The organism is Knoellia sp. B-D-2 (genome assembly GCF_057714695.1).
Map to the genome: position 1 here is coordinate 2,675,384 of NZ_CM173189.1, position 15,994 is coordinate 2,691,377.

Genomic DNA, 15,994 nt, shown 5'->3' on the forward strand with positions numbered 1-15,994 from the left:
CCACCACGGCTCGAGCCGCCCGTCACGTCGTGAAGTCGACCGTGACGTCGTCCCGGTGCCACGGAGCGCTCGAGGCGGTGAGGCCGGCGAGCACGGGCCGTGCGGCGCCCAGACCACGGTAGGTCTCGACGAGCACGGCCTCCTGGGCCTGCCAGGAGAACTCGTGGGCGAGGTCGGCGAGGTCCGGCGAGTCGGGCGAGCCCAGGGCGGCGAGGATGGCCCGAGCGCAGTCGGCCGGGTCCCCCTGACGGAAGACCTGGCCCAGGCGGTGGCGGCGGATGAAGGCGGACATCCCGGCGAGGTCGCTCGACGCGATGGGCAGCCCGGCGTGGATGAACTCGAAGAGCTTGTTCGGAAGGGCCATGTCGTAGCTCGCGGACTCCCCGCGGATGGGGCTCACGGCCACGTCGGCGTCCCCGAGGTAGGCCGGCACCTCGTGCGACGGAACGGGGGGGACGAGGTGGACGCGGTCACGGACTCCGCAGTCGGCTGCCAGCTGCTCCAGCTCGCCCGCCATGGGATGGGGGAAGGGCACCGTGACCACGGCGAGGTGCACGCCGTCCGTGCGGGAGATGGCCCGGATGACGGTGTCGAGACCGCGGGCCGCGCTGACAGCCCCGGAGTACACCGCGAGGGTCGTGTCACGCCCGACCCCGGCCTCGGCGCGCAGGTCACGCGACGAGACCGACTCCGGCCAGAGCAGGGGACAGTTGTAGACCACCGCCACCGGTGCCGCGAGCGGGTGCTCGGAGGCCAGCCGCTCGGCGATCGCCGGCGCCACGGTGATGACCCTGTCGACCCCGCGGATGCGGTCCGCCTCGAGCGCCGACCACCCGCGGACGACGCGCTCGGTGCGAGCACCGGAGACGGCCAGGCCGGCGACGAACTCGTGGGCGTCGTAGACCACGGGGGGGCCGTCCGGGCCGGGGAAGGCCTGGCGGACGGCGTCGAGGGCGTGGACGTCGTGCACGTGGACGACGTCGGGGCGAAGGGCCCGCAGCTCGGGGACGAACGCACCGGCATACAGCCGCAGCACCGGAAGTGCGGCCGACCACCGCCGTGCCGGGGCCAGCCGGCCCAGGCGGCGCCGCACGGCGAAGGTGAGGTAGCCCCTCGAGACGCCCCGTCGCGGCAGCGCGGCCAACCGGACGTAGCGGACGCCGCCGGCGTTCGCCTCCTGGCGGGGTGCGCCCGCGGACGCCACACCGAGGACGGTCACCGTCGCGCCGGCTCGAGCCAGCGTGGCGGCGGACTTGATCACCCGCGCGTCGTTGGTGATGCCGTTGTTGACGACCATGACGACGTGCGCCCGCCGCTCAGCCACGGACCAGCCCCACGATCGCCCGCGCGGCCTCGTCGTAGGTGCCGCCCCCGCCGCCGAGGAGGGCTGAGTGCTCCAGCACCCGCCGCCGGAGCGCCCGAGCGACGTCCGGGCTCGCACTGAGGAGGCGCAGCTCACGAGCCGCATCGGCTGCGTCGCGCACCACGATCCCCCCGGCGTCGGTCGCCACCTCCCGCTGCCGGGGCAGGTCAGAGACGAGCGGCACCAGGCCCGCCTGGATGTACTCGTACAGCTTGCTGGGGACGGCCTCGCGGAAGGCCGGGGTGTCGTCGAGGAGGGCCAGGCCCACCCACGACCCGCGGGCCACCTCCCAGGCGCGGTGGGGGGCGAGGCGACCGTGCCAGCGGACCCGGGACGCGAGCTCGGGGGACTGCGCCATCCGGGCGTCGACCGCCGACCGGTCGGCGGCGGTGACGGGTCCGATGACGTCGAGGGTCCACCCGGGGGCGGCCGCGAGGGCGTCGAGCATGGTGAACAGGCCGCGGCTGCGGCGGACGTCGCCGACGTAGACCGCGCGGGGAGAGGGGTCGGGGTCGGCGGGAGGACCCACGAGCCTCGCATCGGCCTCGTTGCGGACGACCAGGCGACGCCGCGCCGTCGTGGGCTGCACGTGCGCGTCGGCGACGATGGTGAGGGCGGCGGTGGCGGCGGCCCGGTTCGCGAGGTGGACGACGAGGCGCGCGACGTGGCCGGCGGCACCGGCGGCCCAGCTCCGGTCCCCGAGGAGGCGGAGGTAGTCCTCGTGGACGTCGGCCACGACCGGGCGGCCGGTGAGCGCTCCGACCACCCGGCTGGCGACGAGCGCGTCCGGGTCCGGGGAGTAGAGGCATCGCCCGCGTGCCGCGAACGCCATCCGGCCCGCCAGGAACGCCCGGCGCACCATCGTGCCCCGCTCCCAGGTGCGGACCGGGCATCCCTCGGGCGAACCGCCGGGATCACCCAGGCCCAGCACCTCGACGCTGGCACCGGTGCGCTGGATGGCGGTCACGATGCGGTGCAGCCGGGCGTCGGCGACGTCGTGTCCCGATGAGACGATGCTGACGTCGGGGCGTCCGACAGCGCGTGGACCTCGCGTGCGGCGTGGGATCAGAGGTCCTCGAGCGACAGGGCGTCCTCGCCCACCTGGAGGAACTTCGTGTAGGCGGCGATGACCTCGTCCGGAGTGCCTTGGAGCACGAGCTGCCCCTTGTGCAGCCAGATGGCCTGGTTGCACAGCTCCCTGATGCTGCCGAGGGCGTGGGACACGAGGAACATCGCGCGGGCGGACTCCATGAGCTCGCTCATCTTGTCGGCGGCCTTCTTCTTGAAGGCAGCGTCGCCGGCAGAGAGCGCTTCGTCGATCATGAGGATGTCCGGGTCCATGTGGACCGACACGGCGAACGCCAGCCGCGAGCGCATGCCCGAGGAGTAGGTGCGGATCGGCAGGTCCATGAAGTCGCCGATGCCGGCGAAGTCGGCGATCTGCGCCGCCCTGTCGTCGACCTGGGCGCGGGTCAGTCCGTTCGCGAGGCCACCGAGGACGACGTTCTCCTGCCCGGACAGGTTCGGGTTGAACCCGACTCCGAGGGCGAGCAGGGCGCTGACCTTGCCGTGCACCTCGATCCGCCCGGCGCTGGGCGCGAGGATGCCGCCGATCGTCCTGATCAGCGTCGACTTGCCGGCGCCGTTGGCGCCGACGATGCCGAGGGAGGTCCCCACGGGCACCGTGAAGCTCACGTCCTTGACGGCCTCGACGACGCGGACCGCTCGCTCACGGCGTCCGAACCGCACGATCGCCTGCTTGAAGGTCGGTGTCCGCTCGAAGGTCGTGCGGTAGGTCACCGAGACGTTCTCGACCTTGACGGCGATCGGGTCGTCCATGCGGGACAGGGACGCCGCCGTCTCGGGGACGGGTGTGGTCCGGGGCTCAGAGGCGGACAGCGAAATCACGCTCCCTCGACATGAAGAACAGGAACCCGATGACGGCCGCGGCCAGGGCCCACAGGCCGGCCTGGATGAAGACCGACAGGGGTGGCATCTGTGACCTCACGATGAGGTCGGTCCATCCGCCGAGGATGGAGTAGAGGGGGTTGACCTTCATGAACGGACGCCAGCTGGCGCGGACGTCCTCGGCGAACCAGAGGACCGGGCTGAGGTAGAGCCAGATCCTCAGGAAGTACGGCAGGAAGCTCATGGTGTCGCGGAAGTAGACCTGGAAGGTGGCGAAGACCGACCCGAGGCCGGCGGCGAACGCGGTCATGCAGGCCAGGAAGTACAGCGACAGGGGGATCTTCCAGGTCCACGGCGAGTCGGCGAGGATGTGGAAGATGAAGTAGACGGGCACCGTGGGGAGGAACCGGAAGAAGGCGGTCCGCACCGCCGACAGGGGCATGAGCAGGCGGGGGAAGGCGAGGTTCGCGATGAGCGCGCCTCCGCCCACCACCGAGCGCGCGCCGGCCGTGATGGCCCCCTGAATGAAGTAGAAGGCGAAGATGCCGGCCACGAGGTGGGCCAGGAACGGCAGGCCGCCGCGGTTCTTGTTGAGGATCGTCACGAGGACGTAGTAGACCCCCGCGAGGAGCATCGGGTTGATGACGAGCCACACCTGGCCGAAGAAGGTCCTCGTGTTGGCCGAGCGCATCTCGGCTCGCGACAGCTCGGCCGCGAACTGTCGCCGGTTCCACAGTTCACGGAAGTACGGCCCGACCGGCGGGAGTCCCACGCGGTGTGGTTCGTAGACCTGCACCGCCAACAGGTAGCCGGACTCGCTCGCCCGCTCGCGTGCCTGCCGGTTCGCCTCGTGACCGTCAGTCGCCGCGGGGGGCGGGGACTGGTTGTCGGGAGGGACCGCGCTCATAGGACACCCTTCGTAGCGAACACCCGGCGGTGGCCGGGCGATCCAGCATAGCCGCAAGGCAGGGCCCGCCCCTCTGCGCCGTCAGCGCGTGGAGACCGTGTCGTACACGTCGAGGAGCACGCTCTCGTCGTGCCCCCAGGAGAGCAGCGGGGCGGCCGCGCTGACGGCAGCGCGGTAGTGCTCGTGGCGGTCGACGAGGTCGCGGACTGCTCGCGCCAGCGACTGGGGGTCACCGGGCCGGTAGAGGGTGCCGAGGTCGTGCTCGCGCACGACGGCGGCGAGCTCGCCGACGTCGGTCGCGACGACGGGCACGCCCAGGCTCACCGCATGGAACAGCTTGTTGGGCATGGCGAGCCGGTGGTTGGCCCACCGATCGCTGTGCGTGACGAGCGAGGCGCCGGCTGCCTGCAGCCGGACGGCCACGCGATCCAGGGGCTGGCTCGGGACGACGGTCGCCAGCCCGGGGTCGAAGGTCGTGAGCCACTCGGCGTCGCCCGGGCCCATGAGCGTGACCGGCAGGTCGACGAGGCGGCTCGCGGCACTGACCACCTCGAGCTCGCGGTCCTTGGCCAGGCGGCCGGCATACACGAGCCCGGCCGGAGGTGAGGTGACGACGGCGCCGGCCCGGAGCGGGAAGGTGTTGCGCACGACCGAGATCGCCGGCCACTCGGGATGGTCCTCGCGCAAGGCCCGGGCCACTCCGGACCCCACGGTGATGACGGCGGCAGCCTCGCACCCGAGGCGTGACTCCGCCCGCGCCTCGCGTCGGCGGCGTGCGGGGGCCGGTCGTCCCTCGACAGGGCGGCCGACCCAGTACTCGTGGGTGTCGTAGACCAACGGTCTGCGCCAGTCTCGGGCCAGTGCGGCACCCACCGGCAGGGCGGTGTAGTCGTGGGCGTGGACGACGTCGGGCACGCCGTCACGCGCGGCGGCCGCGTGGGCCAGGGGGAGCGCCGCCCGCTGCCACGCAGCGAGGCGTCGCGACACGTGCGCGGGCAGCAGCGCCCAGCGGACCAGCCGCTCGGGCCCGCTCAGCCTTCGGGAGCGCTCCTGGGCCAGGGGCGGCCGGCCGACGCTCTCCACGGTCACCCCGTCGGGTGGCTCGAACCCGGAGGGGACGGCGCGGCCGATGATGTGGACCGTGTGTCCGGCCGCGACGAGGGTGCTTGCCTCGCGCAGGACCCGCGCGTCCGTCGCCACGCCGGTCCACACGAGCATGAGGATCCTCACGACGGCGCGGCCAGGCGCCGAGGACTGGTGAGGAAGCCGACGCCCCAGGACCAGTGCATGGTGGCGAGGACGGGAACCGTGAGAAGCCGCGCGCGCGCCGACTCCCCCGAGCTGATGGCCAGCCCGCCCACCGTGATGCCTGCGGCGTAGGCCGCCGGCACCAGCAGGGCCGGCGGCCAGAGCACCGATGCGGCGAGGCTGAACGCGCTCGCGCTCACCATGGCCGGAGCCGCGAGGTAGCGCAGGGTAACCGAGTCGGCGTGCTGGCGTGCGACGACTCGCCGCCACCGGCCGTACTGGAAGTACTGCCGCGCGAGTGCGGGGAGCGAGCCGCGGGGCCGGTAGGTGACGGCCAGCTCCGGGGTGAACCAGACGCGACCGCCACTGGCGCGGATCCGGTGGTTGAGCTCCCAGTCCTGCGTGCGCGAGTAGTGGGGGTCGTACCCGCCGACCCGGTCCAGTGCGGTGCGCCGGAACACCCCGAGGTAGACGGTGTCGGTCTCGGCAGCCTCGCCCCCGACGTGGAAGCGGGAGCTGCCCACCCCGATGGGGCTGCGCATCGCGCAGGCGACGGCTCGTTCGAACGCCGTCCTGCCCCGGGCGTCCATGAGTCCGCCGACGTTGTCAGCGCCCGTGCGAGCCAGCGCGGCCACGGCGACGCGCACATAGCTCGGCGGGATCTCGCAGTGCCCGTCGACCCGCACCACGACTTCCCCGGTGCTCGCGGCGATGGCGGCGTTGAGCCCGTCAGGGGTGCGACCGCTGGGATTGGGCACGGTGCGCACGCGCGCGTCACCGGCGGCGAGGTTCGCCGCCACCTCGTCGGTCCTGTCACGTGACGGGCCGAGGGCGAGGACGACCTCCAAGGCTCCTTCATAGTCCTGCGCCAGGACCCTCGACACGGCGTCGGCGAGGTGGCGCTCCTCGTTGAGCACCGGGATGATCACGCTGACCGCCGGTTGCGGAGGCGGCGAGGACTCGGAGGTCATCGCTCGCCGTGGTGGAGTCCCAGCTCCTCCAGCAGGGGTCCGATCCCGTTGAGCGTCGGGGCGGTGTGGTTGACCCGGGCGGCGTTCCACGCCATGGCGATGGCACCGTCGTCGATCGCGGCCATCGCGGTGGCTCGGGCGATGCGGTCCTGAACCTCGGACGAGCGGGCGGCCGAGACCCACCACATCGCCGGGAGGCCGAGTTTGCGGACCACCGGTTTGAGCACTCGTCTGCGGTACGTGTTCGTGGCCACGATCCTCGCCCACTCCGGGGAGAACTTGCGTACCCCGACGGTCTGGTCGCGCCGCACCGGGGACGTCGCCTTGGGCAGGCCGATGACCGAGTCGGCGATGGCGGGGTCGACCATGACCGACGCCGGTCCGACGACGTGCACGCACGCGCCCGCTCGCCGGAGGCCCGCGACGGCGGAGACGACCTGGTCACGCAGCGGCTGTGTGTGGAAGAGGACGACCTCCTCGGCGCTGAGGTCGACGGGGGCGCTCGCCGACCGCTCCTCCACCTGCTCCGATGCCACGGGCCGAGGGGGTGTGGGGGGCCACTCGACCGTGAGACCGAAGCCGGCGCTGAGCCGCTCGACCGCCGGGCGGATCTGGGCGTAGCGCTCGTAGCGGCGGGAGAACTCACGCGCCTCCTCGTGCTGGCCCACCGTCGCCGAGCAGGCCGCTTCTGCGGCCCGGACGAAGGCGTCGGCGATGTCGTCGGCCTCGGTGCCCTCGTTGCGCACCCACAGCGGGTAGCCGGAGAGCACCTCGACGGCCGCGTGCTCCCAGTCGTGGACCGACAGGACCGGCAGCCCCGTCGACATGTAGTCGTAGACCTTGCCCGACGTCACGAACCTGCCCCCGACGAGGCACAGCACGAGCACGTCCCACGAGCCGTACACCGCGGCCGTCTCGGCCTTGGGGACCGGCCCCCCGTAGGAGATGCCGACGTCGCTGCCCTGCTGGATGATCTCGGCCTGCGCCGTGTGACCCCGGGCCGAGCCGGTACCCATGTAGCCGCGGAACTCCAGCCGGCTGCGGCCGATGACCTCACTTCGCTCGGCGGCGATCCGCCAGCCCTCGCACAGGGCGCGCATCCGCTTGACGTCGAAGGTGACCGTTCCGAGGTAGCCGAAGGTGAGGCCGTCCTCCGGGTTCGGGATCCGGATGTCGAGCCGGTCGGTTCCGGTCGCTTCGTCGCTGCCGTTGCGGACGACCTGGAACGCGGAGGCGTGGTCGGGGTAGATCCCGGCGTACGCGTCACGGATCTCGCGGTTGACGAACCAGGCTTCGCTCGCATGCGACAGCAGCTCGGTCTCGAACACCGCCTGCGGACTGTCCGGGGTGAACCCCGGCTTGTCCTTGAGGATGTCGACGGCCCAGGAGTCCCGGTAGTCGAGGACGTAGGGGACGCCCGACTGCTGCCACAGGTCCAGCGCGGGAGCGAAGAAGGTGTAGGGCGTCGCCGAGGTGAGGAAGAGGTCCGCGGGCTTGTCGGCGTGGGCCGCCCGGACGGCTGCGACCGCATCGTCGCGCCAGCGCCCGTAGACGAGCTCGGGGAAGAGCTCGGTGTCGCCACGGCGCAGCGCCTTGAGCCACTGGACCGGCTGCTCGGCACGGCGCTGGTCGTAGTGGCGCACGTCGGTGGCGAGGTCCTCACGGTACAGCGGGACCCGACGGATCACGATGCGTGGGTCGACGAGGCTGAGCAGCGAGGTGTCGAGACCCTGCTCGTGCTTCCACGCGTCCTCGGTGAGCGTGATGACGGTGACGTCCCACCCGGCCTGCACGAAGCTGTTGGCGGTGGCGAGCATGCGGTAGGTGCAGGACTTCGCGGCCGGCGGGAAGCCCCACGCGAGGTAGATCAGGTGTGGCGCGCTCATGCCGGCTCCTCGGCCTCGGTCAGCGACTCGGCCGTGGGCCCGGGTGTGGTCGGGCTGTCCGCCGCGCTGCCGAGGACGACGGCGTCGAGCCTGGGCCCGATGACGGACCAGTCGTAGTGCTCACGCACCCACGCCGCGGCATGGGTGCCCTCATCCACCAGGGTCCCGGCCTCCTGGGCGGCCAGGATCCGCTGCGCGGCCTCGGCGGGTGAGCCCACCACCCACGCGTCCGGAACCATGCTGCGGGCGCCGCCCCATCGTGCGACGAAGGGCCAGTTCCGCGCGACGGGGAACGCACCGGAGGCGGCGCCCTCGAGGAAACCCTCGTGGGTGCCCTCACGGTGGCTCGTGGAGAGGATGACGCCGACCCGCCGCAGCGACTCGGCCACGTCGGAGGAGTGGCCCGGCACGTGGACGGCGTCACCCAGCTCAGCGATCCGGGCGTGGAGGACGTCACGGTAGGTCGCCGCGGCGCGGGTGAGCTTGTCCGGGGCCGCGAAGTCGTTCCCGAGGAGGCGGATGCCGTAGCGCGGGTCGTGCGCCCGGAGCAGCTCGAGCACCTCGAGCGCCCAGAGCGGGTCCTTGACGACCTGGCCCCAGCCGACGAGGCCGAGAGTGAACTCGGCGCCGGGCTTCTTGGGCAGCAGGTAGGGCTCGAAGTCGTTCTTGTTGGGGATCGTGTGGATGCGCGGGCCCGCCGGATCGAGGATCTGCGGTACGGCGCTCTCCACGAGACGGCGGATGTGGTCGGAGACGAAGATGACGTCGTGCACCCCGGCCCAGTTGGTGGTGAGCGGGAACTGGGTCATCGCCTCGTAGCTGTGCAGGCGGACGACGACCCGCGCGCGCAGGGTGCTCAGCGACGAGATCCAGGTGAGCGCCCGGTGCCCCCACTCGACGAAGATCGTGTCGGCCCAGTCGAGCTCCTCGGCCACCGAGGTCGGCATCGTCACGGTGCGGCCCGCGCTGAGCGTGAGCCGGTCCCGCACGACGTTGACGTAGCTCAGCCGGGTCGGCCCGTCCTCCTGCGTCAGCAGGTTGACGGCGCGCACCTCGACGTCGGGCCGGCCGCCGTAGTCGTCGATGAGCGACTTCGCGAAGTTGAAGTTGCTGCCCGTCACGAACAGCAGGCGCTGGGGCCGGTCCGCCGGGACCGGCTCGTGGGGACGCGGGGTGAGCGTCGTCGTGGCCGTGAAGGTCGACGACTCGTGGAAGGGGGCGAGGAACCCGTCGGGGTCGGCGGCGAGCGGCGACGGGTGGTCCTCGAAGTGCAGCACCCGGTGGAAGGCCACGTTGAAGGCGTCCTGGAGGTGCGTCGCTGCCCGCTGCAGGTCACCGGACGCGTGGGCACGGTCGGCCGCGGCCAGCGCGTCCCGGACGAGCCGGTCGACCGGCGCGTCGGCACGCCCGGCGTTCATCTGCGCGACCGCCCGTCGCACGGACAGGGGGCTGCGGACGAGGTCGTCGGCGACTCGGCGCTCGGCCACCTCGAGCAGGGTCGCGGCGAGATCGTGGTGGCCTGACCGGGCCATGCGGGCGGCCAGGCGCTCCGACGTCTCGACGTACGACGTCTGCGCGCCCTGCGAGGCGTGGGACGCGCGCCCGAGCACCTGCCAGCCGGTGATGAGGCCGTGCGCTGCCCGCGGGTTTCCGAACACCCGCTGGTTGACGATGCGCCGGCCACGCTTGCGCAGCTGCGTGCGGGAGCGGGGCAGGCCCGAGGCGGTGGCCCTGGCCAGACGCCACGCGGTGGCTGCCGGAGTCTCCTTGTGCGGCACGTGGAGGGTCGGGCGCTCGCGGGGCACGGAGGGGACGTCCGGGGGGCCCTGGGCGTTGTCGTCCTGAACTGGCACGAACCGAGCTCCATCCTGTGGGGTGACTGTCACCGCGAGCCGTCCCGGGGCAGCGGACAAGCGGCCGTCATTATTGCACCGGGCCGGGCCCGGCCTTCACGACGGTGGCTGTGGGGCGTGTCTAGGATGAGGCGACCCGTTCGCCCCCTCCCGAGGAGCCTCCATGCCCGTTCGTGTCCTGCCCGGCGCCGACGTCTCCGAGGATGCCGTCCTCGGTGACGGCACGACGGTGTGGCACCTCGCCCAGGTACGCGAGGGAGCGGTGCTCGGCGACAACTGCATCGTCGGGCGCGGCGCCTACGTCGGGTCCGGAGTGACGATGGGCGACAACTGCAAGCTGCAGAACCACGCCCTCGTCTACGAGCCGGCCCGGCTCGGCGACGGGGTGTTCGTCGGTCCGGCCGTGGTGTTCACCAACGACCACTTTCCGAGGGCCGTCGACCCGAGCGGCAGGCTCAAGCGCGGCGACGACTGGGAGCCCGTCGGTGTGACGGTCGGCGACGGCGCCTCGATCGGCGCCCGCGCCGTGTGCGTGGCTCCCGTGACGATCGGGCGGTGGGCCCTGGTCGCCGCCGGGTCGGTCGTCGTCAAGGACGTTCCCGACTTCGCGCTGGTCGCCGGTGTCCCCGCACGCCGGATAAGGTGGGTCGGCCGTGCTGGCGTGCCCCTCGAGCAGGGCGTCGACGGCAGCTGGGTCTGCCCGACGACCGGCGAGCGATACCTCGAAGACCACGACCGCCTGACGGAGGCTGCACAGTGACTGACTTCATCCCCCCCGCGAAGCCGCTCATCGGTGACGAGGAGCGCGAGGCCGTCGACCGGGTCCTCCGCAGCGGCATGCTGGCACAGGGCCCCGAGGTCAAGGCCTTCGAGGAGGAGTTCGACGCCCACTTCGGGTTGGGCCGTGCCTGCGTCGCGGTGAACTCGGGCACGTCCGGACTGCACCTCGGTCTGCTCTCCAGTGGGGTCGGTCCCGGCGCCGAGGTCATCGTGCCGTCGTTCACCTTCGCGGCGACCTGCAACTCGGTCGCCCTCACCGGTGCCACCCCCGTCTTCGCCGACATCGGCGCCGACGACTTCTGCCTCGACCCCGCGTCGGTCGAGGCGGCGATCACCGACCGCACGGTCGGCATCATGCCGGTCCATCTCTACGGCCACCCGGCCAGGATGCCCGAGCTGCAGGCGATCGCCGACAAGCACGGCCTCAAGATCTTCGAGGACGCCGCGCAGGCGCACGGCGCCTCGCTCGGCGGCACACCGGTCGGCGCGTTCGGACAGTTCGCCATGTTCTCGCTCTACCCGACCAAGAACATGACCTCCGGTGAGGGCGGCATGGTCTCCGTGGCCGACGCCGAGACCGAGCGGCTCATGCGGCTCTACCGCAACCAGGGGATGGCGCAGCAGTACCACAACGAGGTCGTCGGCTTCAACGCCCGCATGACCGACATCCACGCCGCCATCGGCCGCGTGCAGCTGACCAAGGTGGGCGCCTGGACGGCCGCCCGTCAGGACAACGCCGCATACCTCTCCGCGCACCTCGAAGGGGTCACGCCCCCGCCCGTGGCGGACGGCGCCGTCCACGTCTACCACCAGTACACCGTGCGTGTCGCCGACGACCGCGACGGCCTGGCGAAGGCGCTGCGCGAGGAGTACAACGTCGGGTCCGGCATGTTCTACCCGGTGCCCAACCACGAGCTCAAGCCCTTCCAGGTGGAGGTCGACCTGCCCGAGACGGCCCGGGCCGCAGCAGAGTGCCTGTCCCTCCCGGTGCACCCGAGCCTGAGCCAGGATGACCTCGAGCGCATCGTCACCGCGGTCAACGCCCTGGCCAAGGCCGGTGCCTGACCGGTGGCGAACCTGCGCGCCGGCCTGATCGGCCTGGGCATGATGGGGCGCCACCACGCGCGCGTCCTCGCCTCGCTCGACGGGGTCGACCTCGTCGCCGTCGCCGACCCCGGCGGCGACGCCCACGGTGTGGCCGGGGGCCGCCCCGTGCTCGAGAACGTCGAGCGGCTCATCGAGCAGGGCATCGACTACTGCATGGTCGCGGTGCCGACCATCTACCACGAGCCGATCGGCCTGGCCCTCGCCGAGGCCGGCGTGCACGCCATCATCGAGAAGCCCCTGGCCCAGGACACGCCGTCGGCCGAACGGCTCGTCAGGGCCTTCGCCGACCGGGGCCTCGTCGGTGCCGTCGGTCACATCGAGCGCTACAACCCCGCGCTGCAGCAGGCCCGCATCCGGCTCGAGGCCGGTGAGCTCGGTGAGGTCTACCAGGTGCAGACGCGCCGCCAGGGCCCGTTCCCGGCGCGGATCGCCGACGTCGGCGTGGTCAAGGACCTGGGGACCCACGACATCGACCTCACCGCCTGGGTGACGCAGCAGCCGTTCACGTCGGTGGCCGCCCGCACGGCATACAAGTCCGGTCGGGAGTTCGAGGACCTCGTCGCCGTCGTGGGCCAGCTGGCCAACGGCACGGTCACGAGCCACCTCGTCAACTGGCTCTCACCGCTCAAGGAGCGCGTCACCATCATCACCGGCGAGCTGGGTGCCTTCGTCGCCGACACCCTCTCGGCGGACCTCACCTTCTACGCCAACGGCAGCATCAAGACGACGTGGAACGACATCGCGCGGTTCCGCGGCGTGGCCGAGGGTGACGTCATCCGCTACGCGATCGCCAAGCCCGAGCCGCTGCGCGTCGAGCACGAGAACTTCCGGGACGCCGTCCTCGGCAAGGACGCCGACATCGTCACGCTCGAGCAGGGCATGACGACGGTCAGGGTGGCCGAGGCCTGCATCGAGTCGGCCGCACAGGGCGTGACGATCCACCTCTGACGGGCGCTGCGCTCAGGCCAGGCCCAGGTGCTCCAGCGTCGGCCCGATGCCGTTGACGGCCGCCGCGGTCGGCGTGCGACGGGCGGCCTGCCAGACGACGTAGACGGCTCCCGCGTCCACCGCGGTGATCGTGTCGGCGGCGTCGATGGCCGCCAGGGCCGCCGGCGTGCGCCGGGCGGCTCGCCACCACAGGGTCGCCACCCCGAGGGAGCGGCCGACGAGGCGGTCGAGGGCCGCGCCGAACCCGCCGCGCGCCGCCGACAGCGGGCTGCCACGAAGGGCCTGCACCGCCTCGCGGGTGTCGCGGCGGCGGAGGACCACGACCTCGTCCGCGACCGTGCGCAGCCGCGGCGTGTCGGGCAGCTCCGGCCCGACCAGGACGACGCGGGCACCGGACGCACGGATCGTCCCGACCGCGTCGACGACGACGTCGAGCAGTGCGCGGGTGTGGACGAGCACCACGGTCCGCTGGTGCGCCGGGGCGGTCATGCGCTCTCGCGGCGACGGCCGACGTGGTCGGTGAGCCGACGCACGGCCGGGGCGATCTGGGCGTAGCGCTCGAACTGCGCGGCATGCGCCAGGCTGGCCCGGCGGTCCTCCTCGCCGGCGGCCAGAGCCAGGTCGGCGGTGCGGACGAACGCGTCGGCGAGCGACTCGGGGTCGACCCCGGTGGAGGGCACCCACAGCGGGTAGCCCTGCAGCACCTCGGTGGCCGCGTGCTCGGGCTCGTGCGCTGACATGATCGGCAGGCCGGTCGACATGTACTCGTAGACCTTCCCGGACGTCACGTACCGACCACCCGCGAGACAGAGCAGGAGGGCGTCCCATGTCGCGTAGAGGTCCGACGTCCGCGTCTTGGGTACCGGCCCACCGGTGCTCACCCCGTCCATCGCGTATGCCGCGAGGATCCTCGCGTGCCCGCTCACCCCGCGCGCTGCACCGGCACCGAGGTGCCCCCGGAAGACCAGGTGGGACCGGGCCAGGACGTCGTGGCGCTCGCGGGCCAGCCGCCATCCCCGACAGACGGCCTCGGTGAGCGCCGGGCCGAACGTGATCGTGCCGAGGTACCCGAAGGTCAGCCCCGACCCGGGATCCGGGGGGGAGTCTGCCCGGTCGGCCCGCTCCGGCACGGGGTCGTTGCCGTTGCGGACGATGTGCATCGACGCCGAGCGGTCGGGGTAGAGCCCGGCGTACGCGTCCCGGATCGGGCGGTTGACGAACCACATCTCGAGGGCGGCGTCGACGAGGCTCCGCTCGAGCCGACCCTGCCGGCTGTCGGGCGTGAAGGCGCTGCGGTCACCGATGATGTCGATGGCCCATGCGTCGCGGTAGTCGAGGACGAACGGGACCCGCTCGCGCTGCCACAGGTCGAGGGCCGGCGCGAAGAACGTGTAGGGAGCCGCGGACGTGAGGACGAGGTCGACGCGCGAGCGCGCGTGGACAGCCCTCGTCGCTGCGACGAGCGAGTCGCGCCACCGGCCGAACACCGGTTCGGGGAAGGCGCGCTGGTCCCGGCGCCGGTGCCATGCGAGCCACTGGGAGGGTCGCTGCGCCCGCAGTCGTCCGTAGGAGCGGATGTCGGTGTCCAGGTCGTCGCGGTAGAGGGGGAGCCGGTGCACGACGATCCGGTCGTCGACGAGGGGGAGGAGCGAGGGGTCGAGCCCGTGCTCGCGCAGCCACGCGTCCTCGGTGAGGGTGAGGACCGTGACCCGCCAGCCGGCCCGGGCGAAGGAGTTCGCCGTCGCGAGCATGCGGTACGCGCACGACTTCGCCGCCGGGGGGAACCCCCACGCGAGGTAGAGCAGGTGAGGGGCCTCAGTGTGCTCGTCCCCGGCATCCGGGCCCGGCGTCGTCATCGGGCCGTCGACCCCTCCGGGACCGTGCCGGCAGGGGGTTCGGTCAGCGGTTCGTCATCCCTCAGGGCGGTGAACAGGGCCAGGGCCTTCTCGCTGTCCCACTTGACGGCCACACCGGAGGCCGGGGTCTGGAACGACGTGTCCGACGTCGGCACCGAGAGTGAGAGCCCCTTGTCGGCACTCACTGCACGCATCGCCGACATGACCCGGTAGGCATCGACGAGGGAGGTGTCCTCACCCACGGTGAGTCCGCCCACCGAGGCCTCGACGAAACCCTTGTAGCGCCACGGGAGCAGGACGGTCGACGGTGTCGCGGCCTGCTTCATCAGGGCGCTGAGGAACTGGCGTTGGCGGGCGGCGCGACCGATGTCGCCGAGCGGGTCGACGTAGCGGCTGCGCACGTAGCCGAGGGCGTTCTTGCCGTCGAGGACCTGGCAGCCCTTCTTGAGGTCGATGCCGGCCTTGGGGTCGACCATGTCGGTCTTGACGCAGACGTTGACGCCGCCGACCGCCTCGACCATCGTGGCGAAGCCGCCCAGACCGATCTCGACGTACCCGTCGATGTGGATGCCGGTGACCTGCTCGAGGGTCTGGTTGAGCAGCTTGGCGCCGCCGATGGAGTAGGCCGCGTTGATCTTCTGCCGACCGTGGCCCGGGATGGGGACGTAGGAGTCGCGGGGGATCGAGACGAGGACCGGTTTGCCGCCGCTCTGCGAGACGTGCACCAGCATGATCGTGTCGGTTCGCCGCCCCTCGGCGCTCCCGGTGGTGAGCTCGTTGCGCTGCGCCGGCGTCAGTCCCTCCCGGCTGTCGGAGCCGACGAGGACGTAGTTGCGCCCGGAGCCCTCGGCGGGCCGGTCACCGGCGGGGGTGGCGTCGACGCGGGGGACGTTGCTCCACGCCCGTGCCGGCACCAGGACGAGGAAGGCGACCCACGCGGCGACGAGGACGAGCCCGACGACGACGACCGTACGGACGCCGACCCGTCCACGAGGCCGGGGCTGCCGAGCCTCTCCAGCCTCCCGGGGACCCCGGGGCGCGCGGGGCTCCCGGGGCGCGCGGGGCTCCCGGGGCTCGCGCGTGGGACGACGGGGGCCGCGGCGGGTGTCGACGACGTAGGCGTCGTCGTCCTCGGGGCCGGGGGGCTGCGGCGTCATCGTCGTTCCG

The 15,994-nt window shown here is 72.4% G+C and carries 14 protein-coding genes; 3 read left to right on the forward strand and 11 right to left on the reverse strand.

What is annotated here, in order from left to right; translation table 11 throughout:
• Positions 1-22: 22 nt before the first annotated feature.
• The 8 genes from AC3EU2_RS12690 to AC3EU2_RS12725 form a co-directional block, all read right to left on the reverse strand.
• Positions 23-1,324 carry a glycosyltransferase gene (locus AC3EU2_RS12690; RefSeq protein WP_488176661.1) on the reverse strand — a complete coding sequence of 434 codons (1,302 nt, stop codon included), beginning with the start codon at positions 1,322-1,324 and terminating at the stop codon, positions 23-25.
• Positions 1,317-2,330 (reverse strand): glycosyltransferase, encoded by a 1,014-nt coding sequence (locus tag AC3EU2_RS12695; protein ID WP_488176662.1) that lies wholly within the window; start codon positions 2,328-2,330, stop codon positions 1,317-1,319. Before AC3EU2_RS12695 ends, AC3EU2_RS12690 begins: the two co-directional genes overlap by 8 nt.
• A 98-nt stretch (positions 2,331-2,428) precedes the next feature.
• Entirely contained in the window at positions 2,429-3,202 is a 774-nt protein-coding gene (locus tag AC3EU2_RS12700) for an ABC transporter ATP-binding protein (protein ID WP_488176663.1), read from the reverse strand.
• Positions 3,203-3,248: 46 nt separating this feature from the next.
• On the reverse strand, positions 3,249-4,178 hold the full coding sequence (locus AC3EU2_RS12705; protein ID WP_488176664.1) for an ABC transporter permease: 930 nt from the start codon (positions 4,176-4,178) through the stop codon (positions 3,249-3,251).
• Between the two features lie 81 nt (positions 4,179-4,259).
• On the reverse strand, positions 4,260-5,408 hold the full coding sequence (locus AC3EU2_RS12710) for a glycosyltransferase (RefSeq protein ID WP_488176665.1): 1,149 nt from the start codon (positions 5,406-5,408) through the stop codon (positions 4,260-4,262).
• Entirely contained in the window at positions 5,405-6,397 is a 993-nt protein-coding gene (locus AC3EU2_RS12715) for a glycosyltransferase family 2 protein (protein WP_488176666.1), read from the reverse strand. Before AC3EU2_RS12715 ends, AC3EU2_RS12710 begins: the two co-directional genes overlap by 4 nt.
• Positions 6,394-8,283, reverse strand: a complete 1,890-nt coding sequence (locus tag AC3EU2_RS12720) for a glycosyltransferase family protein (RefSeq protein ID WP_488176667.1) — start codon at positions 8,281-8,283, stop codon at positions 6,394-6,396. Before AC3EU2_RS12720 ends, AC3EU2_RS12715 begins: the two co-directional genes overlap by 4 nt.
• Positions 8,280-10,136, reverse strand: a complete 1,857-nt coding sequence (locus AC3EU2_RS12725; RefSeq protein ID WP_488176668.1) for a hypothetical protein — start codon at positions 10,134-10,136, stop codon at positions 8,280-8,282. The genes AC3EU2_RS12720 and AC3EU2_RS12725 overlap by 4 nt, the downstream gene beginning before the upstream one ends.
• A 163-nt stretch (positions 10,137-10,299) precedes the next feature.
• On the opposite strand from AC3EU2_RS12725, the gene AC3EU2_RS12730 reads away from it, so the two are divergent.
• The 3 genes from AC3EU2_RS12730 to AC3EU2_RS12740 are packed head-to-tail and all read left to right on the forward strand — an operon-like array spanning position 10,300 to position 12,971.
• Positions 10,300-10,896, forward strand: coding sequence for an acyltransferase (locus tag AC3EU2_RS12730; RefSeq protein WP_488176669.1), 597 nt, complete (start codon positions 10,300-10,302; stop codon positions 10,894-10,896).
• Positions 10,893-11,981, forward strand: coding sequence for a DegT/DnrJ/EryC1/StrS family aminotransferase (locus AC3EU2_RS12735; protein WP_488176670.1), 1,089 nt, complete (start codon positions 10,893-10,895; stop codon positions 11,979-11,981). The genes AC3EU2_RS12730 and AC3EU2_RS12735 overlap by 4 nt, the downstream gene beginning before the upstream one ends.
• 3 nt (positions 11,982-11,984) lie before the next feature.
• Positions 11,985-12,971 (forward strand): Gfo/Idh/MocA family protein, encoded by a 987-nt coding sequence (locus AC3EU2_RS12740; RefSeq protein ID WP_488176671.1) that lies wholly within the window; start codon positions 11,985-11,987, stop codon positions 12,969-12,971.
• Positions 12,972-12,983: 12 nt separating this feature from the next.
• Here AC3EU2_RS12740 and AC3EU2_RS12745 read toward each other — a convergent pair whose 3' ends face one another.
• The 3 genes from AC3EU2_RS12745 to AC3EU2_RS12755 are packed head-to-tail and all read right to left on the reverse strand — an operon-like array spanning position 12,984 to position 15,984.
• Positions 12,984-13,460, reverse strand: coding sequence for a hypothetical protein (locus AC3EU2_RS12745; protein WP_488176672.1), 477 nt, complete (start codon positions 13,458-13,460; stop codon positions 12,984-12,986).
• Positions 13,457-14,827 (reverse strand): glycosyltransferase family protein, encoded by a 1,371-nt coding sequence (locus AC3EU2_RS12750; RefSeq protein ID WP_488176673.1) that lies wholly within the window; start codon positions 14,825-14,827, stop codon positions 13,457-13,459. The genes AC3EU2_RS12745 and AC3EU2_RS12750 overlap by 4 nt, the downstream gene beginning before the upstream one ends.
• Entirely contained in the window at positions 14,824-15,984 is a 1,161-nt protein-coding gene (locus AC3EU2_RS12755; protein WP_488176674.1) for an LCP family protein, read from the reverse strand. Before AC3EU2_RS12755 ends, AC3EU2_RS12750 begins: the two co-directional genes overlap by 4 nt.
• Between the last annotated feature and the right edge of the window lie 10 nt (positions 15,985-15,994).

Bases quoted from the DNA above. Each gene is read 5' to 3' on its own strand.
- AC3EU2_RS12750 (WP_488176673.1), bottom strand. From the start codon at position 14,827: ATGACGACGCCGGGCCCGGATGCCGGGGACGAGCACACTGAGGCCCCT.
- AC3EU2_RS12745 (WP_488176672.1), bottom strand. From the start codon at position 13,460: ATGACCGCCCCGGCGCACCAGCGGACCGTGGTGCTCGTCCACACCCGC.
- AC3EU2_RS12705 (WP_488176664.1), bottom strand. From the start codon at position 4,178: ATGAGCGCGGTCCCTCCCGACAACCAGTCCCCGCCCCCCGCGGCGACT.
- AC3EU2_RS12700 (WP_488176663.1), bottom strand. From the start codon at position 3,202: ATGGACGACCCGATCGCCGTCAAGGTCGAGAACGTCTCGGTGACCTAC.
- AC3EU2_RS12755 (WP_488176674.1), bottom strand. From the start codon at position 15,984: ATGACGCCGCAGCCCCCCGGCCCCGAGGACGACGACGCCTACGTCGTC.
- AC3EU2_RS12730 (WP_488176669.1), top strand. From the start codon at position 10,300: ATGCCCGTTCGTGTCCTGCCCGGCGCCGACGTCTCCGAGGATGCCGTC.
- AC3EU2_RS12715 (WP_488176666.1), bottom strand. From the start codon at position 6,397: ATGACCTCCGAGTCCTCGCCGCCTCCGCAACCGGCGGTCAGCGTGATC.
- AC3EU2_RS12720 (WP_488176667.1), bottom strand. From the start codon at position 8,283: ATGAGCGCGCCACACCTGATCTACCTCGCGTGGGGCTTCCCGCCGGCC.